Annotated in this window: 13 protein-coding genes and 1 pseudogene; 5 read left to right on the forward strand and 9 right to left on the reverse strand. The window is 62.4% G+C overall.

The window, feature by feature from the left end; all coding sequences use genetic code 11:
• Nucleotides 1–162: 162 nt before the first annotated feature.
• Nucleotides 163–846 (forward strand): IS6 family transposase, encoded by a 684-nt coding sequence (locus AC1DF3_RS33775; protein WP_478142382.1) that lies wholly within the window; start codon nt 163–165, stop codon nt 844–846.
• Nucleotides 847–883: 37 nt separating this feature from the next.
• On the opposite strand, the gene AC1DF3_RS33780 is transcribed toward AC1DF3_RS33775, so the two are convergent.
• The 6 genes and pseudogenes from AC1DF3_RS33780 to AC1DF3_RS33805 all read right to left on the reverse strand — a co-directional run bounded on the left by AC1DF3_RS33780 (nt 884) and on the right by AC1DF3_RS33805 (nt 10,199).
• Complete coding sequence (locus tag AC1DF3_RS33780; RefSeq protein WP_478142361.1) at nt 884–1,708, reverse strand: hypothetical protein; 825 nt, start codon at nt 1,706–1,708, stop codon at nt 884–886.
• Between the two features lie 525 nt (nt 1,709–2,233).
• Entirely contained in the window at nt 2,234–3,394 is a 1,161-nt protein-coding gene (locus AC1DF3_RS33785; protein WP_478142362.1) for a DNA-binding protein, read from the reverse strand.
• Between the two features lie 863 nt (nt 3,395–4,257).
• A pseudogene (locus tag AC1DF3_RS33790) lies at nt 4,258–5,244 on the reverse strand (aldo/keto reductase).
• A gap of 158 nt (nt 5,245–5,402) precedes the next feature.
• Nucleotides 5,403–6,386: a Bug family tripartite tricarboxylate transporter substrate binding protein gene (locus AC1DF3_RS33795; RefSeq protein ID WP_478142363.1), complete on the reverse strand. Its 984-nt coding sequence runs from the start codon at nt 6,384–6,386 to the stop codon at nt 5,403–5,405.
• Nucleotides 6,387–6,441: 55 nt separating this feature from the next.
• Complete coding sequence (locus AC1DF3_RS33800; protein WP_478142364.1) at nt 6,442–8,118, reverse strand: hydantoinase B/oxoprolinase family protein; 1,677 nt, start codon at nt 8,116–8,118, stop codon at nt 6,442–6,444.
• A complete protein-coding gene (locus tag AC1DF3_RS33805; RefSeq protein WP_478142365.1) occupies nt 8,115–10,199 on the reverse strand; it encodes a hydantoinase/oxoprolinase family protein in 2,085 nt (694 codons plus the stop codon). The genes AC1DF3_RS33800 and AC1DF3_RS33805 overlap by 4 nt, the downstream gene beginning before the upstream one ends.
• 151 nt (nt 10,200–10,350) lie before the next feature.
• Between AC1DF3_RS33805 and AC1DF3_RS33810 the strand changes: the two genes are divergently transcribed.
• From AC1DF3_RS33810 to AC1DF3_RS33820, 3 genes are read left to right on the forward strand one after another with little or no spacing between them, the layout of a single operon-like run.
• Nucleotides 10,351–11,265, forward strand: coding sequence for a LysR family transcriptional regulator (locus tag AC1DF3_RS33810; RefSeq protein ID WP_478142383.1), 915 nt, complete (start codon nt 10,351–10,353; stop codon nt 11,263–11,265).
• Between the two features lie 54 nt (nt 11,266–11,319).
• Complete coding sequence (locus AC1DF3_RS33815; RefSeq protein WP_478142366.1) at nt 11,320–12,387, forward strand: aminotransferase class V-fold PLP-dependent enzyme; 1,068 nt, start codon at nt 11,320–11,322, stop codon at nt 12,385–12,387.
• A gap of 19 nt (nt 12,388–12,406) precedes the next feature.
• Nucleotides 12,407–13,516 carry a RidA family protein gene (locus AC1DF3_RS33820; protein ID WP_478142384.1) on the forward strand — a complete coding sequence of 370 codons (1,110 nt, stop codon included), beginning with the start codon at nt 12,407–12,409 and terminating at the stop codon, nt 13,514–13,516.
• A gap of 174 nt (nt 13,517–13,690) precedes the next feature.
• Here the strand turns inward: AC1DF3_RS33820 and AC1DF3_RS33825 are convergent, their stop codons facing one another.
• The 3 genes from AC1DF3_RS33825 to AC1DF3_RS33835 are packed head-to-tail and all read right to left on the reverse strand — an operon-like array spanning nt 13,691 to nt 17,315.
• Nucleotides 13,691–14,647 carry an ATP-binding protein gene (locus tag AC1DF3_RS33825; protein WP_478142367.1) on the reverse strand — a complete coding sequence of 319 codons (957 nt, stop codon included), beginning with the start codon at nt 14,645–14,647 and terminating at the stop codon, nt 13,691–13,693.
• Nucleotides 14,644–16,605, reverse strand: a complete 1,962-nt coding sequence (locus AC1DF3_RS33830; RefSeq protein WP_478142368.1) for a hypothetical protein — start codon at nt 16,603–16,605, stop codon at nt 14,644–14,646. Before AC1DF3_RS33830 ends, AC1DF3_RS33825 begins: the two co-directional genes overlap by 4 nt.
• Nucleotides 16,602–17,315: a hypothetical protein gene (locus tag AC1DF3_RS33835; protein WP_478142369.1), complete on the reverse strand. Its 714-nt coding sequence runs from the start codon at nt 17,313–17,315 to the stop codon at nt 16,602–16,604. Before AC1DF3_RS33835 ends, AC1DF3_RS33830 begins: the two co-directional genes overlap by 4 nt.
• Nucleotides 17,316–17,980: 665 nt before the next feature.
• Here AC1DF3_RS33835 and AC1DF3_RS33840 point away from each other — a divergent pair.
• Nucleotides 17,981–19,066, forward strand: coding sequence for a site-specific integrase (locus AC1DF3_RS33840; protein ID WP_478142385.1), 1,086 nt, complete (start codon nt 17,981–17,983; stop codon nt 19,064–19,066).
• Nucleotides 19,067–19,225 lie beyond the last annotated feature (159 nt).

Genomic DNA, 19,225 nt, shown 5'->3' on the forward strand with positions numbered 1-19,225 from the left:
GCCGCCCACTGCGACGGGTACTGGTCCTTGGCGTCAAAGACCATGCGCACCGCGCGCTCCATGACCTCAGGGGAAAACTTCGGTGACTTTCTCATCTTGGCTCCATTCTCAATCGAAGGAGCCTCCTCAAAATCCGGGGCGGTTCAACTTGCGAACTCGACCCTGCGAGGGGTCATCAGGCGTTTGCATTTCCCGCTAGAGATCATGCTTGTGTGCGTTCGCTGGTACGCGGCCTACCCTTTGAGCCTGCGCAACCTGGAAGAGATGATGGCCGAGCGCGGTGTGCTGGTCGACCACGCCACCGTCCACCGTTGGTCACTTAAGATGCTGCCCGTCTTGGCCAAGGTGTTTCGTCGGCGCAAGCATCCGGTGGGCCGCTCCTGGCGGGTCGACGAGACCTACGTGCTCGTGGGTGGCCAGTGGAAGTATCTATGCCGAGCCGTCGATCGGTTGGGCCAGACCGTTGAGTTCCTGCTGACCGCGCGCCGTGACGTGGCGGACGCACGCCGGTTCTTCGAGCGCGCAATCGGCCAGCACGACGTGCCCGAAAAGATCACGATCGACAAGAGCGGTGCCAACACCGCCGCCGTGCGTGGTCTGATCGCCGATAGCGGCGGCGTCATCGAACTACGGCAGTCCAAGTACCTGAACAATCTTGTGGAGCAGGACCACCGCGCCGTCAAACGACGAGTTCGGCCGATGATGGGATTCAAGTCTTTTCACTCTGCCGCCCGCCTGATTGCCGGCATCGAGACCATGCACATGATCAAGAAGGGGCAACTGCTCTGCCCCGGCGGCTTGGCATTCTCACACGCCGACTACTTCTATAGTCTCGCCGTCCGTTGACCCCGACAACTGCCGGACTTCGTCCGCCTCGACCGGCTTAGCGCGACAGAACCGGCGCGGCTAAACCCCTGTCGCGATCGTTGCCCTCGGCGACGGTTGCCAAGGAGCCGGCGGCCGGCGAGGCATCGCCGTCGCCGACCCAAAGGCGCGTGCGTTTACCCCAGCGGTGCTGATGGAGGTCCGAGCTCAGATCGCCGCGGCCGACCGCGCGGAAGACTGCCGCGAGGAAGAGGGCATGCTCTTCGGATTCAAAGTGCGTGAGCAGATCCTCGACGGTCCACACCGGGCTGCGTCTCATGAGAGCCAGGAGGCTCGCGTGCTGGCTCTCGATGGAATGATCTCGCGCGGCTGCGAGCGTTGCCGTGGCGACCTTGGCGTTGGCAACCAGGAGGTCGTTGGCCCTGAGCTGAGCAAGGCCGACTCGGAAATAGGAGCAGCCCAGAGAATATGCAACCTTCTCATGCACGTCGGCTTTCTTGCGGGCCTTCTCGCCGCCCGTACCGGGGAGTTCCAAGTCGTCTGACCGGACATCTCGCAGCTGGGTCGTTTCATCGGACAGCTTCACCGTTGCGGTGAACGAGAGATCCGAGATGGAGACCACCTTGCGCTGCGGCACGGGGCTGTCCACCGAGTACTTTCGCACGCTCGGATCCAGTTCTCTCCACCAGACGTCCATGGCCTGTGCATCGCTTGACACGACCAAGTCGCTGCCGGCTTTCGGGCCGTAGAGATACCAGAGGTTGTACGAGCGCTTGCCCCGTTTTAGCGCCTCATCAGCCAGAGGCCCAAGCGGGCGAAATCCCTTGGTGCGTGAGCGAGGCGACCCACTGTCAGTGCGGCCGCCAGATCGAATCTTGGGCATGGCGAAGCTCCGTGAATCGTGGAGGCCCTGGCGAGGCGTTGGTGTGCGAATCCCTCAGCGAGCCAGCCCCGACCGGCCGCATTCGTTGTGTTGCGCGGGGAAAGTTGACGGCGTGCCGGTCCAGAACGTCAGCAACTATTTTCCGTGGGAACGATCGCCGGGCATCGACGAAGTGTTTCGGTCATTCGGATGGGAGCCGACCGAGGAAGTGTTGTTTGCCCAAGATCTTTGCCGAACAGCGGCGTTGCGATTTCCGGCGCGAGCAGCGCGCGTTCGCTCGCGCCAACCTCGTCCCGAGATAGCAGGGAACCTCGAATCGCAGCGTTCGGCAATCACACCTGGAGACCGGATCGTGGATGCTTCAAATCGAGCGCTTTGTTACGCGGGACACCTCCTGCGCGATCAGTCGAGTGAAGGTGGTCGTCGATCCGCGGCCAGCGCTTGGCGCGCGCCTGCATGGCGCAGGTTATAGGGGAGGGCGATCGGATCGTCGACGTGCGCGCAGACCTGAATGCCGTCCCGCGATCAGCCAGAAGGTTTCTTTCCTCGCGGTGGCCGGCCGGACGACTTTTTCCCGGTATCGACTTTCTCACGCGCCTCAAGTTGCCGCAGCGCGGCGGCCGTCGCTGCGTGGCTATCGCGCAGCTGGGCCATCTCGCGCTCGACCTGCGCCTGCTGGTGCATCAGCTGCAAAGCAAGGTCGCCCGCTCGCTGCTCGGCTGCGCCGGCGCGCTCTCGAAGCGTGGCCAACTCGATCTGGGTCGTCTGCTCTTGACGCGACCAGGACGCGGCGGCATCGATGTGCGCGGCCTTCTCAGCCTGGAGTGCCTGTCGTGCTGCCTCCAGCGCCGCGCGCGAGGCGTCCTGTTCGGCAGAACGCGCACTCTGCTCCTTCTTCAGGTCGGCCACGGCTTGGCGCGCCGCCACCCGCTCGCGATCGATGTCAGCAAGGAGCCGGCGCGCGCGTGCGTCGTGGCGTTGCTCCGCTTCCTTCGCGTCGCGTTGCGCAGCGCCGAGCGCCATCTCGGACTTCTCGCGCAGGGCTTCCTTGCTGGCCAAAGCTTCTTCCTGCGCTTTGCGCAGGCGCCGCACTTCGGCTGCTGTTTCGCTCAAGATGCGTGCGGACTCCTGCTGCTGCGCATGCAACTCCGTCTCCTTCTCGGCAAGGCGCTGCTCGGCGACGGCCAGCGCCTTGTCGAGATGGGTGCGGGCCTGCTCGAACGTGGCCTCGCGTTGCTGCAATTGCGCTTGCTGGTGGGCGAGGGCGTCGCGTTGGAGTTCGATCTCGCGCCGGTCGGCCTCGCCCTTCTGGACCTGGACCTGCTCGGCTTCGCGCCGGGCGACGTCCCAGAACTGCTCGGCGGCCTGGAGCACGGCGAGCGGAGGGCCGTCGAGCTGAGGGCGTGCCTGCGGCGCGGCCAGACCCGCCAGACGCTGCGGGAGCCGCTCGAACCAGACATCGAGCATGGGGCTCACGGTGTTGGGCGAGCCGCTGCCCAGGTGTTGGCGCACGCGCTCGATCGTGGGCTTCTGGCCCTTGGCCACGATCGCGTCGGCCGCGGTGAGCACGTCCTCGAGCTGAACGCCACGCGTGCTGGGCCGACGCGTGAGGCGGTGCGTCGAACCTGGCGCCGCCGGTGGAGACGGTGAAGAAACGGAAACCGGGGTGTTGTCAGTCGTGGTCATGTGGGCTCACACCTTCCAGGCTCGGGGGGAATCTCGGACATAAATGGCCAACATTTCTGGCGACGGGGGCCGAGATCGGCGGATGTTGGACGTTTACGTCGCAGATGTTGGAACTTCATGTCACCTGGGTATGTTGTTGCTCGAACTTTTCAGATCCATGTCGGCTTTTCTCCCTTGGCTTTTACTTGCGATAATAATAGATTATCGGAAGTGATGTAGAATATACGTAAGACATCATACATGGCATGTTTAATAAATATGTGGTTCTAGTAATTCGTTTGACAAAGTTCAGGTAATTCCTTTGCGTCGTTCGGAGAGCGCCAGGCGAGGACATCCGCTTGCAGTGATGTGGGGTGGGGGCGCCTCGACCGACCTCTGAAGGGCCCCCGAGCCGCGCGGCAGCGGTCTAAGCGAAGGTCCCCCATCGAGGACGTCGCGCCGGCACGTGGAATGAAGGCCCCCCGGCGGATGTGCCGGTCTGATCGAGGAGCTGCTTGGAAATGCTCGCGTCGTCGTAGCCGGAGTACGATTCCAGCCTCAAAACCAAGCCGCCAGCCTCCCAGTCAAAGTAAAAAGTCGTTATAAATCAATGACTTAAGACATACAATGCGGCTTATGTTAAATGTCAGCAGACCTTGCTCGAGCTGTCAGTCGTCGTTCGCCAATGCCTGTTCAAGTTCGCTCCAGGAGAAGCCACGCAGGCATGCAGGCGCTTGCAATCTACGGGACGCGTGATTTCTCGCCGTCAGCGACTAGATCGTGGCCCAGCATCCAACCAATTGGCCCGGTTGCATGACCGCTAATGCGCCTGGCGCCGGGCGGCCGTCACGGCAAGCGATTCTCAGCTTTCGCCGGGGCTTCATTTACATCGGACTCGGCGCGTCCCACTGCATCGCCCATTCGGGGGAAAACACCCGCCCGTCTGGCCTGCGCAGGGCATGAATCGCGCGCATCTCCTCTGGCGACAGTTTGATACCGTTACGCTGGACGTTGGCTGCAATTCTGCGGGGGTTGGATGATCGCGGCACCGCGGCCACGCCCTGCTGCTGCATCAGCCACTCCAGGACCACGTCACCGGACGTTGTGCCGTGCTCAGCGGCGATTCGCTCGATCGTTGGATCTGAAAGGAGTGCCCCGCTGCCGAACGGCGCGTAAGCAATGAATGCCATTTCCCTGGCGCGGCAAAGTTCGAGCAACTTCGTCTGATCGAGGAAGGGGTGCTATTCACATTGCAGTGCCGCGATCGGCGTCAGCGACAGATCCAGCGCTTCCTTTAACAAGGCAGATGGAAAGTTCGATACGCCGATGTTGCGGACCCAGCCCTTTGCCTTCGCTTGAGCGAAAGCGTCGAGCGTTTCGGCAAGATTGACGGCAGGGTTGGGCCAGTGGATGAGCGCCAGGTCGAGGTACTCCGTGCCAAGATCCTCGATACTTTGCGAAATCGACGTCAGGACCTTGTTCGGCTCAAGATCGGTCCACCAAACCTTCGACGTGAGGAAGATGTCCTCACGTCGAACGCCGGCGATCGAGATGGCCTTGCCAATATCGGATTCGTTTCCGTACCGGCGCGCTGTGTCAAGGTGCTCGTAACCTGCATCCAGAGCGGTGTCCAGCGTCAGGTCCGCCACAATGCGTTCGGCGACGAGCGCTCTGCGCTTTCGCAGGCGAGCGAAGGAAGGGGCGAGGAGGGCATGACGGGGCTTCTGCCAGACTGCTAAATGGGCGAGAGTCGGCAATGCCGATCTGGCAAGGCCACGACAGTCTGTCGCAGGCCGGAGCGAGACCGGAGTGCGCTCTTCTTCCCTGCCGTGCGCACTTTTCCCACGCGGAGGGCGCGGGAGAAACGTCATCCCCTCGGCGGGCTTGCAGGCTTCTAAACCCCGTACTACCTTTCCCGCCCCTCCCTGCGGCCTTGAATGTGCTCCGTGGCCCCGGTGAACATAATTTGCCCCCGGATCGGTTTGGCCATGGAAGCTTGAGCGATGCGGGAGCGGCGAAGTGGCTCGACTTAGTTAAGCGAGATCTTGTACTTTCGAATGAGCTCACCGTATGCGTCGAAATCCGAACTCACCAGACGGGCAAACTCAGTTGACGTTCCGCCATTGCTGGCCACGATACCCGATTCGAGCAGCTTGGCCTTGACCTCCGGGTGGCTGAGTACTTCCTGCACGTCTGCCGCAACCTTCTGCTGAATGGTCGCCGGCGTTCCGGCAGGTGCAAACAACCCAAACCAACCTTGCAGGCCAAGGCCCTTCACGCCCGCCTCCTCCATCGTGGGAATGTTCGGCACAAGCGGCGAACGCGTCGGGCCCGTCACCGCGAGCATCTTGAGCTTGCCGGATGCAAGGTGCTGCTTGACCAAGAAGACTGAAAGGAAAGCCGATTCCACACGTCCCTCCATCAGGTCAATCAGTGCGGGCGAATCGCCCTTGTAGGCCACGTGCTGGATTTTCACCTGCGCTGAGTCGTTGAACACCTCCCCGAAGATATTGCTGAGCGAGCCTGCTCCGTAGGAAGCGTAGTTGAGCTTGTCCGGACGTGCCTTGGCATAGGCGATGTACTCCTGCACCGAATTCACGGGTAGGCTGCCGTTGACTAGAAGAGCGAGGTGCGTGCCCCCCAAATGGGAGACCGGAGAAAAATCTTTCTTCACGTCATAGGCCACGTTGGGGATGAGGTGGGGAAGTTGCACCAAGCTCGAGACAGCCAGCAAGTACGTGTATCCGTCAGGCGGCGACGTTTTCAAAGCCTGGGCCCCCAGCGCACCGCTTGCACCGGGCTTGTTGTCAATGATGACCGGTTGTCCCCACTTTGCCGACAACCGGTCTCCGACCAGTCGTGCCACGGCGTCGGGAGCTCCGCCTGCGAGAAAGGGCACGATGATCTTGACAGGCTTGTTGGGAAACGGCTGAGCGAGTGCCGGACCTGTGAGCCCAGCTGCGATGACAGCCGGCGCGAGCAATTTGAAGAGCCATCGGGTGGAAGCAATCATCAGGGGAAACTCCTTGCGCTGTGAGAATATGTGAAATCAAGGTTGGCATCGCGGCTCAGCCGGCCCGGGTGCTCGCTGCGGTCAGCCTGGCGACGCGCTCGGGCGGGAGTTGCCAGTCGTTGACGAGCGCCTCGGCTGTCACGAAACCTGCTCGCAGATCGTTCAGAACCAGCGCATCGGATCGCTCGGACGGCGGACCGAATCCACCACCGCCTGCCTCCTCGGTCATCAGGATGTCGCCCGGCGCGAGTTGATAGGCTTTCTTGGAGGGCACCGGCTCGTCATTGATCCAGTAGCGGCGCAGCTTGCCTGGCAGACCCCCGGCGAATCCCTCCGCGCCGAAATCGGTACGGCCCGAGAAGCAGGAGATCGAGACCGGCGCGCCACTGTCGTTGCGCATGCGAAGCCGTTGGCCAAGTCCGCCCCGTGCTGCTCCGGCGCCACCAGAATCGGGCAGCAGGGACTTTGATTCGATGAACATGCCAGTTTGTGCTTCCCAGACTTCCACAGGCATTCCACGGGGATTCGACGGCGCAGGCGTCGTTCCGTGACCGTCGAAGCCCGCCAGCGCCCCATAGCCACCGGCGCAGAAAAACACCTGCGCGTGTTTGCGCCCCTTGTACTGCCCTCTGACGTTGAGCATGTTGCCGCCCCCCGACTGCGCGTGCACACGGTCCGGCAAGGGTTCGACCATCGCTCCCATCAACAAAGGATAGAGTGCGTGCCCGACCGAGTGACGGACAGCGGTCGCCGCCGGCGGCTGCGCGTTCAGAATGGAGTTCACCGGCGCCTTCACCTCGATCACCGCCATGACCCCGTCGTTGCTTGGGACGCTCGGCAGCGTGAGGCACTTGATGGCGTAGCCCGTCATCGCGCGCGTGTAGCACATGGGCACATTCATGCCCCACGGACCCACCGGATCGCTGCCTTCGTAGTCGACAGTGATTCCGCTGGAATGCACCGTCACGGCGCAGACCAAGCGAATGGGGCCCGATTTCCCTTCGATCGTCATCTCATTGCGCCAAGTGCCTTGAGGCATCTGGGCGATGCTGGAGCGCATCGATGCTTGGCTTGTGGCGAGAATGTCATCGGCAATCGGCGTCAGATCGAGAATGCCGTACTCCTGCAGGAACTCGACGAACAGCCGCTCGGCCACGGCAGTGCAAGAGGCATTCGCCATCAGATCGCCCAGAACCTGATCGGATACCCGGACGTTGCCCGCGATGAGATCGACCAGCCACTCATTGCGAACGCCGGCTTCAAAGAAGCGGCTCACGGGAAGGCGCAGGCCTTCTTGGTACATCTCGGTCGTCTCGGGCGACCAGCCCGCGCCGCCCACGTCAGGCAAGTGGGAGACGCTCATGCAATAGCCGACCAAGCGTTCGTCCAGGAAAATCGGACGCATCACGCTGACATCGAACATGTGGCCTGTGCCCATCCAGGGGTCGTTGGTCAGAAGCACGTCGCCCGGCCGAAGGCTTTCTGCGGGATAGCGCGCGAGCATGTGGGCCAGCGTCAGAGGCGCGGTTCCGGTGAACGACGGGATCGCGCTGGTGGCCTGCGCAATGGCTCGGCCTCGGGCGTCGAAGATGGTGGTCGAGCAGTCGTGCGTTTCTCGCACGGTGCTGGAGAACGCTGTGCGAATGAGGGCCTGCATCATCTCGTCCGCGATGGAGATCAGGCGGTCCCAGTAGATGCCCAGGGCGATGGTGTCGGTAGCTGCCGTTGTCATAGGATCTCCAGAATCAAGTTGCGTTGGTCGTCAACGCGCCCGCGGACGCCAGCGCCCACCACGGTGGTCGACTCCATTTCTTCGACCAAGGTCGGACCGCTGAACTCGCTTCCCGGCGCCAGCCGGTACCGATCGAGCACACGGTGTTCAACAAACTCACCGGACTCGGGGTCGAAGGCTGGACGACTGCCTCGGTCAGCACCGCCGGGCGACTCGTAGGAGGCGAATCGCGTGGGCCGGGAGGCAACCTGCTGTCGCGACACAGCCTCCAGTCGCCATTGCACCGCTTCGAGGGGCTGGCCTTCCAATGCCAGGCCGAACACCTGCACGTAGGCTTCCTCGAACAGCTTCGGGACGGCGCCGCAGAGATCTGCCGCAGGCTGCGACAGGTCGACATCGACACCGACCTCGTAGCCTTGACCCGCGTAACGCAGGTCCAGCCTGCCACGCAGAGTCATGTCGTCCATCGACAAGCCAGCATCCTCGAGCACTTGCGCAGCCTGCCCGCGCAGATGGCCGAACACCTGCGACCACACGTTGGGGGTCACATCCTTCCACAGCACCACACGCGTGGTCCCGACTTCGAAAGACAAGGGGCTGATGAGCAGGCCGAGGGCGGACATAACGCCCGCGGCAGGTGGCAACACCACTGTGCCAACTTTGAGTTTTCGGGCTATGCGCACTGCATGCAGCGGCCCGCAACCACCGAACGCCACCATCGTGCAACGGCGGACGTCGACGCCGCGTTCGGAGGCGTGGACACGGAAGGCCGCCGCCACGTTCTCGTTGACCACTTCGTGGATGCCCCAAGCGGCTCGACTGGCGCTGGCGTCAAGGGGTGCAGCGACGCTGCCCGAGATCGCTTGCTTTGCCGCCTCGACATCGACTGACATCCGGCCGCCCAGGAATGACCCCGCATCGAGGTAACCCAGCGCGAGGTTGGCGTCGGTCAGTGCGGGCGTCGTCCCGCCACGGCCGTAGCAAACGGGCCCGGGATCAGCCCCGGCGCTGGTCGGACCCACGCGCAGCATGCCGCGCTCGTCCACGCCAGCCAAGCTGCCGCCGCCCGCGCCGATCTCGATCATGTCAAGTACGGGCAAGTTCATTGTGAGGCCGCTGCCCGCGCGAAAGTGATGGACGTGGGCCACCTCAAGCTCGTAGCGCTTCATCGGCTGGCCGTCGCGGATCAGCGCACCTTTGGCGGTGGTTCCGCCCATGTCGTATGCCAGGACATCCGGACGCTTGAGCGCCCGACCGACGGCCGCGGACATCAGAATCCCCGCCGCAGGGCCCGACTCAAGCAGACGAGCAGGAAAGCGACGTGCGATGTCAGGGGTCAGGGTGCCCCCATTCGACGCCATGATGAACAGGCGACCTCCAAAGCCGTTGGTCGCCAAGCCTTCCTCGAGACGCGTGAGGTAGCGATCGACCAGCGGCTGCACGTACGCGTTCAGGGCTGTCGTGGTCCAGCGTTCGTATTCGCGGATCACGGGATAGCCCTCCCCCGAAAGCGACACATGGAGGCGCGGATGCTCGCGCTGCACAATCTCCGCGAGCTTCCGCTCGTGCGTGGCGTCGACGTAGGAATGCAGCAGACAGATGGCGATGGCTTCGGGCCGCTCACGCGCCACGAGCTCGGCCAGCGGTGCGACCACCGATTCGCAGTCAAGCGCCTTCAAGACACTTCCTTCGTGATCCAGGCGCTCGTCGATTTCGAGCCGCGCGCTGCGCTCGATCAGTGGCGATGCGAAACGCAGTCGGAGGTCGTACAGGTCGTAGCGTGTCTCGCGACCCATGTCGAGCGTGTCGCGAAAGCCGCGAGTGACCAGCATGGCCACCTTGCAGCCACGGCGCTCGATCAGCGCGTTGGTGACGAGCGTGGTGCCGTGCACCAGCGTTCCGACCTGATCGATGGTGCCGCCCGCAAGCTTCAGGACCGCAGCGACGCCATCGATCACGGCGCGCTCGGGCGCTTGGGGGGTCGTCAGGAGCTTGTGGGTAAAGACCCGGCCAGTATCGTCATCGACCAGCGCAAGGTCGGTGAAGGTGCCGCCGATGTCCACCCCAATTCGGAAGTTCATATGGGATCGGATAGAGATTTGGGAAGGCCTCGAATGTCCCTCTCGACCGTCTTCGAGCCAAGCTCCGCTCATCAACCTGATGACCGGATGATCCAAAAAGCTGATCATGCGGGCTTGCCTAGGCTTCAGGCCGCACAATTGCGCCGTGAGCATGAACCTGCGCCAACTCGAAACGCTGGTCTGGATCTGCCGGCTCGGCAGCGTCCGCCAAGCTGCGACCCAACTCGGCACCTCCCAGCCTGCCGCCTCAGCGCGGCTGAGGGAGCTCGAGGAGCATCTGGGCATCACCCTCCTGCTGCGCGACAAGCGTCCCGTGAGGATCACGCCGCAAGGCCGTGAGGTGCTCCGACTGGCGGAGTCGATCGTGGAACTCGCTGAGCGCATGGAGCAGCATGCCAACTCCGCCAGCCCGATCTACGGCACCGTTCGCTTGGGCGCCAATCACGGGACGGCCTCGAGTTGGTTGCCCGCGCTGTTGCGGTCGGTGTATGAAAAGCTGCCGGGCGTAGAGATCGAACTGGTCGTCGAGATCAGCGAGCGCCTGACGGACCTATTGCGGGCCGGAAAAATCGACATGGCCTTCGTCCTGGGCCGCGTCGAAGATGCCGCTCTGGGATATGCAAGGCTTTACGAGGTTCAACTCGAGTGGGCTGCAAGCCACCGCTGCACTGGACTTCCGCGAACAGTGACGCCGCAAGGTCTGGGACGATTCCCCGTCCTGACCGATGCGGAAGGCTCGCCGATCCATCGCGCGGTCGTGAACTGGTTTCGTTCGGGCAACGTCAAGCCAAGGCGCGTCGACATCTGTAGCGGACCCATCGACCGGCTGAATCTTGCACGCAACGGAGACTGGATCACGGTTGTGCCTTCAACCGTACTGTCGAGCTATGCACATGCCGCTGAATTCGACCAGTTTGAGAGCGATCCGCCGCTGGAGGCCATGGAGGTGGGAGTCGCCTACCGTGCCGCATCGGAGGTGGGCGAGACGGTGCAACATGTCGTCGCCGTGTCTCGTGAGGTCATCCAGGACTGGATGCACCAAGGTCGGCGCGTCAGCTACTCCTGAATCATGAAGCTTCCATGCCCCGAACTGTTCTCGATGGAGGAAGGTGTCGTCTACATGGACAACGCTTCCATGGCGCCGATTCCGCGGGAAGTCGAGCACGCCTCGCTGCGCGCCGTATCGAGCAAGGCCCGACCATGGCGTCGCGACAGAGAGGCGTCACAGGCCCTTGTCTCCCAGCTGCGCATGCGCGCAGCCGCACTGGTGCAGGCGCAGCCGCACGACATGGCTGTGACCTGCGCTGCGAGCTACGGCCTCGCGGTCGCTTCCGAAAACCTTCCGGTGCGCGAAGGCGAGCGCATCCTCGTGCTGGAGGACGATCACACGTCTCAGATGCTGACCTGGCATGCCAAGGCCCAATCGACGGGCGCGGTGCTCGACGAGGTGCGGCGTCCGTCCGACGGCGATTGGACGCGCGCTATCCTGGCGCATCTGCGTCTCGGGGACTCGCGACGCATCGCCCTAGCCTCACTCTGCGAGACGTTCTGGATCGACGGAAGTCGTATCGACCTTCCTGTCGTATGCGCAGCATTGAAGGAGCGCAACGCAGGGATCGTTCTCGACCTCACGCAATCCGCCGGCATCTTGGACATTGACCTACCTGCATTGCAGGTCGACTTCGCAGTGTTCCCTATGTACAAGTGGCTGCTCGGCCCTTACAGCCTGGCGTTCTTGTATGTCGCTTCGCGGTGGCAACATGGCGCTCCTCTGGAGCAGAACGGATTCAATCGGGTCGCAAGCGGCGTGTACGCGCCGGGCGCGGCGCGGTTTGACATGGGTGAGCGTGACACCTTCGTTGGCATTCCAACGGCCCTCGCCGCCCTAGATCTCGGCGCAGGTTGGTCGCGAGAAGCGATGCGCCAGCATCTTGCAAGGCTCACGGGGCGCATTGCCTCGAAGCTTGGCGCCGCGGGGTTCAGTTGCTTGCCTGAGTCGCTGCGTAGTCCGCACATTCTTGGCGTGCGCGGTGTCCCGGATGGAGTGGCGACCGCTTGCCGAACGCGGGACATTTTTTTTACACAGCGCCACGGAAGTTTGCGCATCAGCCCGCATATCTTCAACTCGATGTCCGACGCAGATCGCTGCGCGGACGAGCTGATTGCCGCAGCGTTGTCAGCGAATTGATCCTTTCACAAAACTCATGATGCCGCTCGACGCTTCTGCCCGATTGCAACAACTTGGCATTGAACTGCCCGCGAAAATAGCGCCAGCTGCCAATTATCTTCCGGGCGTGTTGCGTGGGGATCTTCTCTTCGTCAGCGGGCAGACCCCGAGGGTTGGCAGCGCGATGACGGTCGAGGGCAAGGTCGGGAAAGACGTCGACATCGAAGCAGCGCGGCGCGGGGCACGGATTTGTGCCACGCGTCTCTTGGCGGTGGCGCGTGACGTGCTCGGCTCCATCGATTTGGTCGAAGGCGTAGTCGAAATCACGGTGTACGTTCACTCGACTGCGGATTTCAGCCAACCCAGTCTGGTGGCCGATGCCGCGTCCGACCTGATGGTCGAAGTTTTCGGCGAGGCAGGACGTCATGCTCGCACCGCAGTCTGTGTAGCCCAACTTCCGAGCAATGCGACTGTGGAGATTTCAGCAGTCTTCTTGGTCGATCGCAGGCCTCATAGAGCGAATCCAAGCGATGGTTGTGGCGAGGTTAGATTCCAAGATTGCTCGATGAGGCGCAGCGAGGGCGCCTCATGCAAATCGACCTGTTGTGATCGCGTCAGCGCGTCAGTTCGAGTCGCTGCCGAACACGCGTCCCATCTAATAGGGCTTCAAGGTAAACCGCGGCGCCGATTGGGACGTCTCCGTCCGAATCGATGCCCAGCACTGGCCTCGATCGACAGATCGTCGCGATCGCTTTCTGGATGCGCGCTGCCAATCTCGAGGCCCCCTCCTCCCTCTCCGCAAAGAGCTCGGAAAAGAGCGGCTCGCGCCCCGCGAAGGGTCGTCTGCACCTATGGCAGCAAAGCGGATGCCGCAGGCACTCGGGTGGATCGTCCAGAAAGATCTTCCTTCCGCAGCCTGGACACGAAGAAACGAGGTCGACGCCGTGACGCGGGCACGATCGCAGTCCTTCGAGCTGATGGATGCTCGAATGAAACCACCTTTCGATGCATACAGGACAAAGTCGCAGGTAGGGCGCGCAGATCGCGCGCCGATGTGATCCGAAGAGCTCGTCCAGCGTATGAGCCCGCAGCACATCGTACCGCCCGCCGGGCCTGTTGCCGTATCGCCGTTCTTCCGCGATGCGGTTGAACAGCCGCACCGGGGCACTCCTTGGCAGTTGCTCCCCGCTCGGGTCGACGCTGGCCAAGACGCGGCCGAGGATCTTTCCGTCGATCCCGTTCAGGAAGCCGAATTTGTGTGCTGTCAGCCAGGCACTCTCCGACGGGCGCCAGTACGAGTTTGGCCAGATCCAAATCGAATGCTTCAATAGATCTTCTTGGGGCACAGCAACTCCAGGCCCTTGGCCCAATCCAGTGGGGTGGTTCCGGGTATGCACTGCGGGTTGTTCAGGCAGTCCTTCAGGACATAGTGGATCGGATCGACCACCCACTCCACGCAGATGCCGCGACCGTTTCCAAGGTTGTCAATGCACGAGTGAGTGCAAAGTGCCTGCCAGTACGAGTCCGCTTCGGTGGCCAGGCGCCAACCTCTGTCGTAGGCCGTCTGAGCGAAATACCGCGTGAACGGCCACTGCGCATCCGGAAACTGGAGCTTTTCGTCGAACTGAGCCAAGAGCAACTTGAGTTCGTCGCGCGAACGCAAGCCATCGAAATCGAACACCTTCACGAAGATGCGCCCGGCCACCCCCTGCGAGGCAGCCCCATCCTGGATGAGCTTGGACTTGTGGCGCAGTTCCTCGCTCCCGAAAGAGAAGACGCACATCCCGAAGTTGTTCATCTCGAGGCGGTTCCACAGAATGGAGAGGGCCTCCCATTGATGCACGCCGAGCCTTTGGGCCTCGTCCAGCAGAACGACGCAGTGGGCCGCACCGCTGTCGCGACACATCGACATCAGGCAATTGGCCAAGGTGTGGCAGTCCTGGGTGCGACGTCGCAGGGAACTGCCCTTGGCGAGCTGCTCCATGAACTGGGTGAACAGACGCTCATAGCGGTCCGTCGGAGTTTGGGTTTCGGAACTGAAGACCACAAACAGAAGGTCTGGGAATGCGTCGCGCAGCGCTGCCGAGATCGCACGCAGCGCGGTTGACTTCCCGGCTCGTGATGAGCCGGCGAAAGCGAGGCCGCTCTTGCCGAGCTCGACCCAAGTGAAGATGAGCTTCCTGGCGATCTCGAGCATCGTCGTTGAAAGCAGATACCCGTTTCGTCTGGCGATTGGGTGTTTGGCCTGGTGGGCCTGACGGTAGGCAAGTTCCTCGATCATTTCAGACTCTCCTGCGCTGCCAGCCGGGTGCTGGTCCAAAGATCGGTCGTGTCCGGAGCATGTGCGGGTGCGACGGGTGCAGCGGGCGCGCTCGAAATCGGGCCGATCGGGGCGCCGCCGCTCAGGGTGGCAAGGACCTTGTTGGAGCCCCGAACGACCTTGCCTGGGCTTCTGTTGGCATGGGCGCGCATCTGCTCCACCTTGTGCGCCTTGAAGACCTCGATCGGGTCGTCCGAGCCCGCGTACTGAATGGCCCGTTGCTTGTGGAGGCGAACGACTTCCTGCCGCGTCGCCCGATCGTGAAAGCTGTGCGACCAGTGTCCTGTGACATTGACGGGGCCGAAGCTCGAGCCATCGGGGTACCTGATCTGAATGAGGCGATGATCCCTCTGAAGCAGGGCGATCATCGGGGTGCCGATCAGGTGCCAAGCACAATGGAGCATGTCGCTCGTGTACTTGGCATGATCAAGTTCGATGTATGGAGGAACGCCCTTCTTCTCGCTGCCGCGGATCGTGACCTTGCAGATGCCGACCGGCAAAGGGAGGTGTTCCGCCAGCGTTGGCAGGTAGCCAGGAATGGCGATTCCTTCGGCGTGGCGCCCTGCCCACTCACGATGCAGGGCTTCGAGGGGCGTCGCGCCGTACAACTCCCTTCGCGCGGCGCCGTTGAAGTTGGCGACGATGACCTCGACCAGCTCGGACAGTTCCTCGAACGAGACGTTCCACTTCACGGCATTGCCGGCTGGGTCGTGGACGTGGCGATCCGCCGGACCGCTGCCGGTGGTCGATGGGAGTCGCGATAGTTCCTTCTGAAGTGCGGCGAAGACCTGTTCTACCGGGTACCTGGTAAGCCAGCGTCTGACCTTCCCAAACTCGATCGCCGCACCGAGCAATTCCCGCAGGTAGACGAGGACCGCATCGGCGTAGTGCGTCAGATCGTTGTCCAGCCTGATCAGGGCAATACGCAAACCCTCGAGAAAGCCGGGGATGAGCCCGTTGGGCAGTCCCGCACCCTCCTTGTAGGCGAGCTTCGGAAGCGCCTTGAACTCCCTCGGGCTCCATGGCGTCAACAGGTTGTTGAATGTTTCGAGGAAATCGGCCGATGACACGCGGGAACGATGGGAGAGGTGATAGGCAAGGATGCATTTCGGATGCTGCGAGACCAGCAAGCACAGCGACATGCGCTCCATGGGCAGGACAAACCGGTGGCCTTCGTGCTCGATCGTGACCGTGCCGATGGCTGGGAGTTGTTGCTCGTCGTAGCAGGCGATGTCGCAGGGCAAGAGCGGTTGAAGCCAGCCCGTCTTGCCGCTGCCACCGTCCAATCCATCATTCGCCTCCAGTCCGAAAAGCCCGTTGCGCGCAGCGCCGGTGCCTCTGTCTCGAATTCCGTCCAAGATGTAGTTGCGCATCGCTTCGTAGGCGCAAGTGACAGTGCAAAGGGGATACTGCGTCGGCCCCACCCCCTCATGGCGCAGTACGCCTAAGAACGTTCGGTGCAGGGCGGACCGATTGATGGCGATGGATTCCGGCTCCTTCCCCGCTTCCTTGGCGATCGCTTTGTCGAGAACTGCTTTGGCGGTTGGATAGGCTTTCAGAAGCTGGGTGAAGCTGCCTGCGGCACCAGCGCCGTCGTTGATTGTCTCCCCGTTCGACGGCTGTTCGCGCTCGTACTGCTTGATTCGGGTGCCCGAAATCAGCGCTCGGAACCCCCAGACGCGTCCATCGGCGTGCGGAAGGAAGAATCGGTCCTCGTGATAGCTGAGTAGCTGTCGACTGACCCCGTGGAGGCGCATCACTTCCCTGGGTGGCGTGCCGCCCCAGTAAGCCTCCAGGGCGGACCGAAGCCTGTCGTACTTCGCCCTCTTGCTGGGCGTCAGCAATTCAATGTCGGGCAGCGGCGCATGCTGCAGGTCCAGTTCTTCGAGGCGGATCTCCCGACCTGCGGTGTGTCTCATTTGTCCCTCCAGGGAATGACCGGCGTGGACAGGCCAAACGCCTTCTTGCTGATCTCAACGGTGAGCGACCGTCGGTGGTGACCGCGCATCAATGCAACGAACGCGTGGGACCGTGGCATGTTGATGGCGGCATAGACATCGCGGACCGTCGTGCCATCGCGGGCGATCACCAGCCTCGAGATCTCCTCGCGCAGCGCGTCAACTTCGAGGTGGCGAAACTGAAGGAGGACCGGATTGATGCTGAGCCAGTTCATCAGCATCACCTGTTCTCGCATTGCGTCGGCCTCCGTGTACCGCTTCCAGGCGTAGCCGAGGGTCTGTGCGTGGCCCTCCTGAGTTTCCCTTTGCTTTTCGACGCAAGGGTCGTTGCTCGTGTCAGCTTGATGGCCCACTGCCCACAACTCGGGTGGACCCCCGCGGCGCTGAAGGCGCATGTCCGGCTTGGAGCCTTTGAAGCCTCCCGAAGACAGCTCCGACCAGATCAGATCAAGGTCGCAGCTGTACGAGAGGATGTCCTGGGAGGCCTCGGCATGCAGCATGGCCGCGAGCTCGAGTGAACTCCTTGCCACCCAATCCCGATCTACCTTTGCGCCGTAAAAGTAGCAGAGGTTGCCTGGCCGTTTTCCCCGCTTCTGTATCTCGGCGCGAACAGAACTTGAAGCCTTGAGCGGAGAGCGTCCGCGCGCGGATTTGATGGTCGTTGCATCCATAGCGCATTCACGACCATGCTCACGTCGTTGAGAAAACTGGAAAAAGGCTTCCCTCTGCGCTATATTTACAGCGCATTCCGACCAGGAAAGCTTCTGAGGCAAAAAGGGGCAGCTCGCCGCAATCGAGCTGCCCCTCTCAGTTTTCGTCTACGTCAGCATGACCGAGCCTTTCGAAAAAAATAAAAATAGGCGACGCTCCACCATTTAGCAAGTCTTGTTCGTTCTCGGCAGCGCGAATCCCTGCTCGGTCGGCACATGGCTTCCAGCGCATGGGGATCGCTCACTCGGCCTGTGCTCTCTCTACGTCATCCCGTAGTGGAGCCGACATCGCTACGATCGATCCATGGGCGCAGTCTGACCTCTTCGACGAGCATGCGGTTAGCTGCTCGATGTTTGCCAAAGAAATTACCTTCAACTCTAAGTTTGACAAAGAAATTGCCTCGACTGCCGCCAGGAAATCTCTTTGACTCCCGCTTCCGAGCGCACCGATTTCCCTTGGGTGAAATTCCATGGACCGAAGCTGAATGTCAAACGAATTACTAGAACTGCATTAAATAACATAAAGCCGGCGCTGGCCCAACGGCCTGGCATCGCCGGTGAATCCCCTCGGTTGCTGGAGCGCGTCCATGAAATCCGCTGAAAAAGCGCCGCCGTCCAAGGCCTTGATGCCGCTGCAGCGCGACCACGCGCTGCTCGACCCCGGCCAGCTCTCTGGCATGGCCGAGGAAGCCGCGCACGACCTCATGGCCGAAGGCGAATCGGACAACACCCGTCTGGCGTACCGCGCCGCCATGCGCTACTGGGCCGCCTGGTTCGGCGCGCGGTATGGGCGGCAGATGGCGCTGCCGGTGGCAGTTCCTGTGGTCGTCCAGTTCATCGTCGACCATGCGCAGCGCTCGACCAAGGCGGGTCTCGAGCACCAGCTGCCGCCCGCGATCGACCAGGCGCTGGTGGAAGCCGGTTTCAAGGGAAAACTGGGCGCGCCGGCGCTGAACACCCTGATGCACCGGATCTCGGTGCTCTCGATGGCGCACCACGTCTCCAAGCAGCCCAATCCGTGCGTCGAGCCTGCGGTCAAGGCGCTGCTGAGCAAGACCCGAAAGGCCTATGCGAAGCGCAACGCCCTGCCCCACAAGCAACGTGCCCTGACCAAGGAGCCGTTGGAGGCGGTTTTGGAAACCTGCGACGACTCGCTGAAAGGAAAACGCGACCGCGCCCTCCTCCTCTTCGCCTGGGCCTCGGGCGGGCGGCGGCGCTCGGAAGTTTCAGAGGCTGTGTTCGAGAACCTGCACCGTGGCGATGAAGGCGCCTACCTGTACACGCTGGCGAGCTCGAAGACGAACCACAACGGAAAGATCCGCCCGGAAGATGTGAAGCCGGTGGTGGGGTCGGCCGCCGTGGCGCTGGACGCCTGGCTCAAGGCCAGCGGGATCACCTCGGGGCCCCTCTTCCGACGCATCCTCAAGAACGGAAAACTCGGCACCGACGGGCTCTCGGGGACAGCGGTGCGGGACATCGTGAAGGCGCGGTGCGCGGCTGCGGGCGTGGGAGAGGATTTTTCGGCGCACTCGCTGCGGTCGGGGTTCGTCACCGAGGCGGGGCGTCAAAACATGCCGTTGCAAGAAACGATGGCCATGACGGGGCATCGGAGCACGGACACGGTTGCGGGGTATTTCAGAGCAGGGGCGGCTCAGGTGAGTGCGGTGGCTCGAATGATGGATTCAGTGAGACGCCAACCCGAGGATGGTTGAGGTTGAGAATGGCGCAGGGGGCGCTCACGGCAAGAATTGACGCAGGGGATATCGAACGGTGGTGGGATCCAGCCCACCTCGTTGTGGGATCGTCGCCGTGGCGGCCCGCTAGACCAACGTCCGTTTGGACTACGACGGCTCTCGATGTTGGCCAGTCGA

This window comes from Variovorax sp. 10N432 (genome assembly GCF_056394465.1).

Bases quoted from the DNA above. Each gene is read 5' to 3' on its own strand.
- AC1DF3_RS33785 (WP_478142362.1), bottom strand. From the start codon at position 3,394: ATGACCACGACTGACAACACCCCGGTTTCCGTTTCTTCACCGTCTCCA.
- AC1DF3_RS33830 (WP_478142368.1), bottom strand. From the start codon at position 16,605: ATGAGACACACCGCAGGTCGGGAGATCCGCCTCGAAGAACTGGACCTG.
- AC1DF3_RS33835 (WP_478142369.1), bottom strand. From the start codon at position 17,315: ATGGATGCAACGACCATCAAATCCGCGCGCGGACGCTCTCCGCTCAAG.
- AC1DF3_RS33825 (WP_478142367.1), bottom strand. From the start codon at position 14,647: ATGATCGAGGAACTTGCCTACCGTCAGGCCCACCAGGCCAAACACCCA.
- AC1DF3_RS33810 (WP_478142383.1), top strand. From the start codon at position 10,351: ATGAACCTGCGCCAACTCGAAACGCTGGTCTGGATCTGCCGGCTCGGC.
- AC1DF3_RS33780 (WP_478142361.1), bottom strand. From the start codon at position 1,708: ATGCCCAAGATTCGATCTGGCGGCCGCACTGACAGTGGGTCGCCTCGC.
- AC1DF3_RS33805 (WP_478142365.1), bottom strand. From the start codon at position 10,199: ATGAACTTCCGAATTGGGGTGGACATCGGCGGCACCTTCACCGACCTT.
- AC1DF3_RS33815 (WP_478142366.1), top strand. From the start codon at position 11,320: ATGGACAACGCTTCCATGGCGCCGATTCCGCGGGAAGTCGAGCACGCC.
- AC1DF3_RS33840 (WP_478142385.1), top strand. From the start codon at position 17,981: ATGCCGCTGCAGCGCGACCACGCGCTGCTCGACCCCGGCCAGCTCTCT.
- AC1DF3_RS33795 (WP_478142363.1), bottom strand. From the start codon at position 6,386: ATGATTGCTTCCACCCGATGGCTCTTCAAATTGCTCGCGCCGGCTGTC.
- AC1DF3_RS33800 (WP_478142364.1), bottom strand. From the start codon at position 8,118: ATGACAACGGCAGCTACCGACACCATCGCCCTGGGCATCTACTGGGAC.
- AC1DF3_RS33820 (WP_478142384.1), top strand. From the start codon at position 12,407: ATGCCGCTCGACGCTTCTGCCCGATTGCAACAACTTGGCATTGAACTG.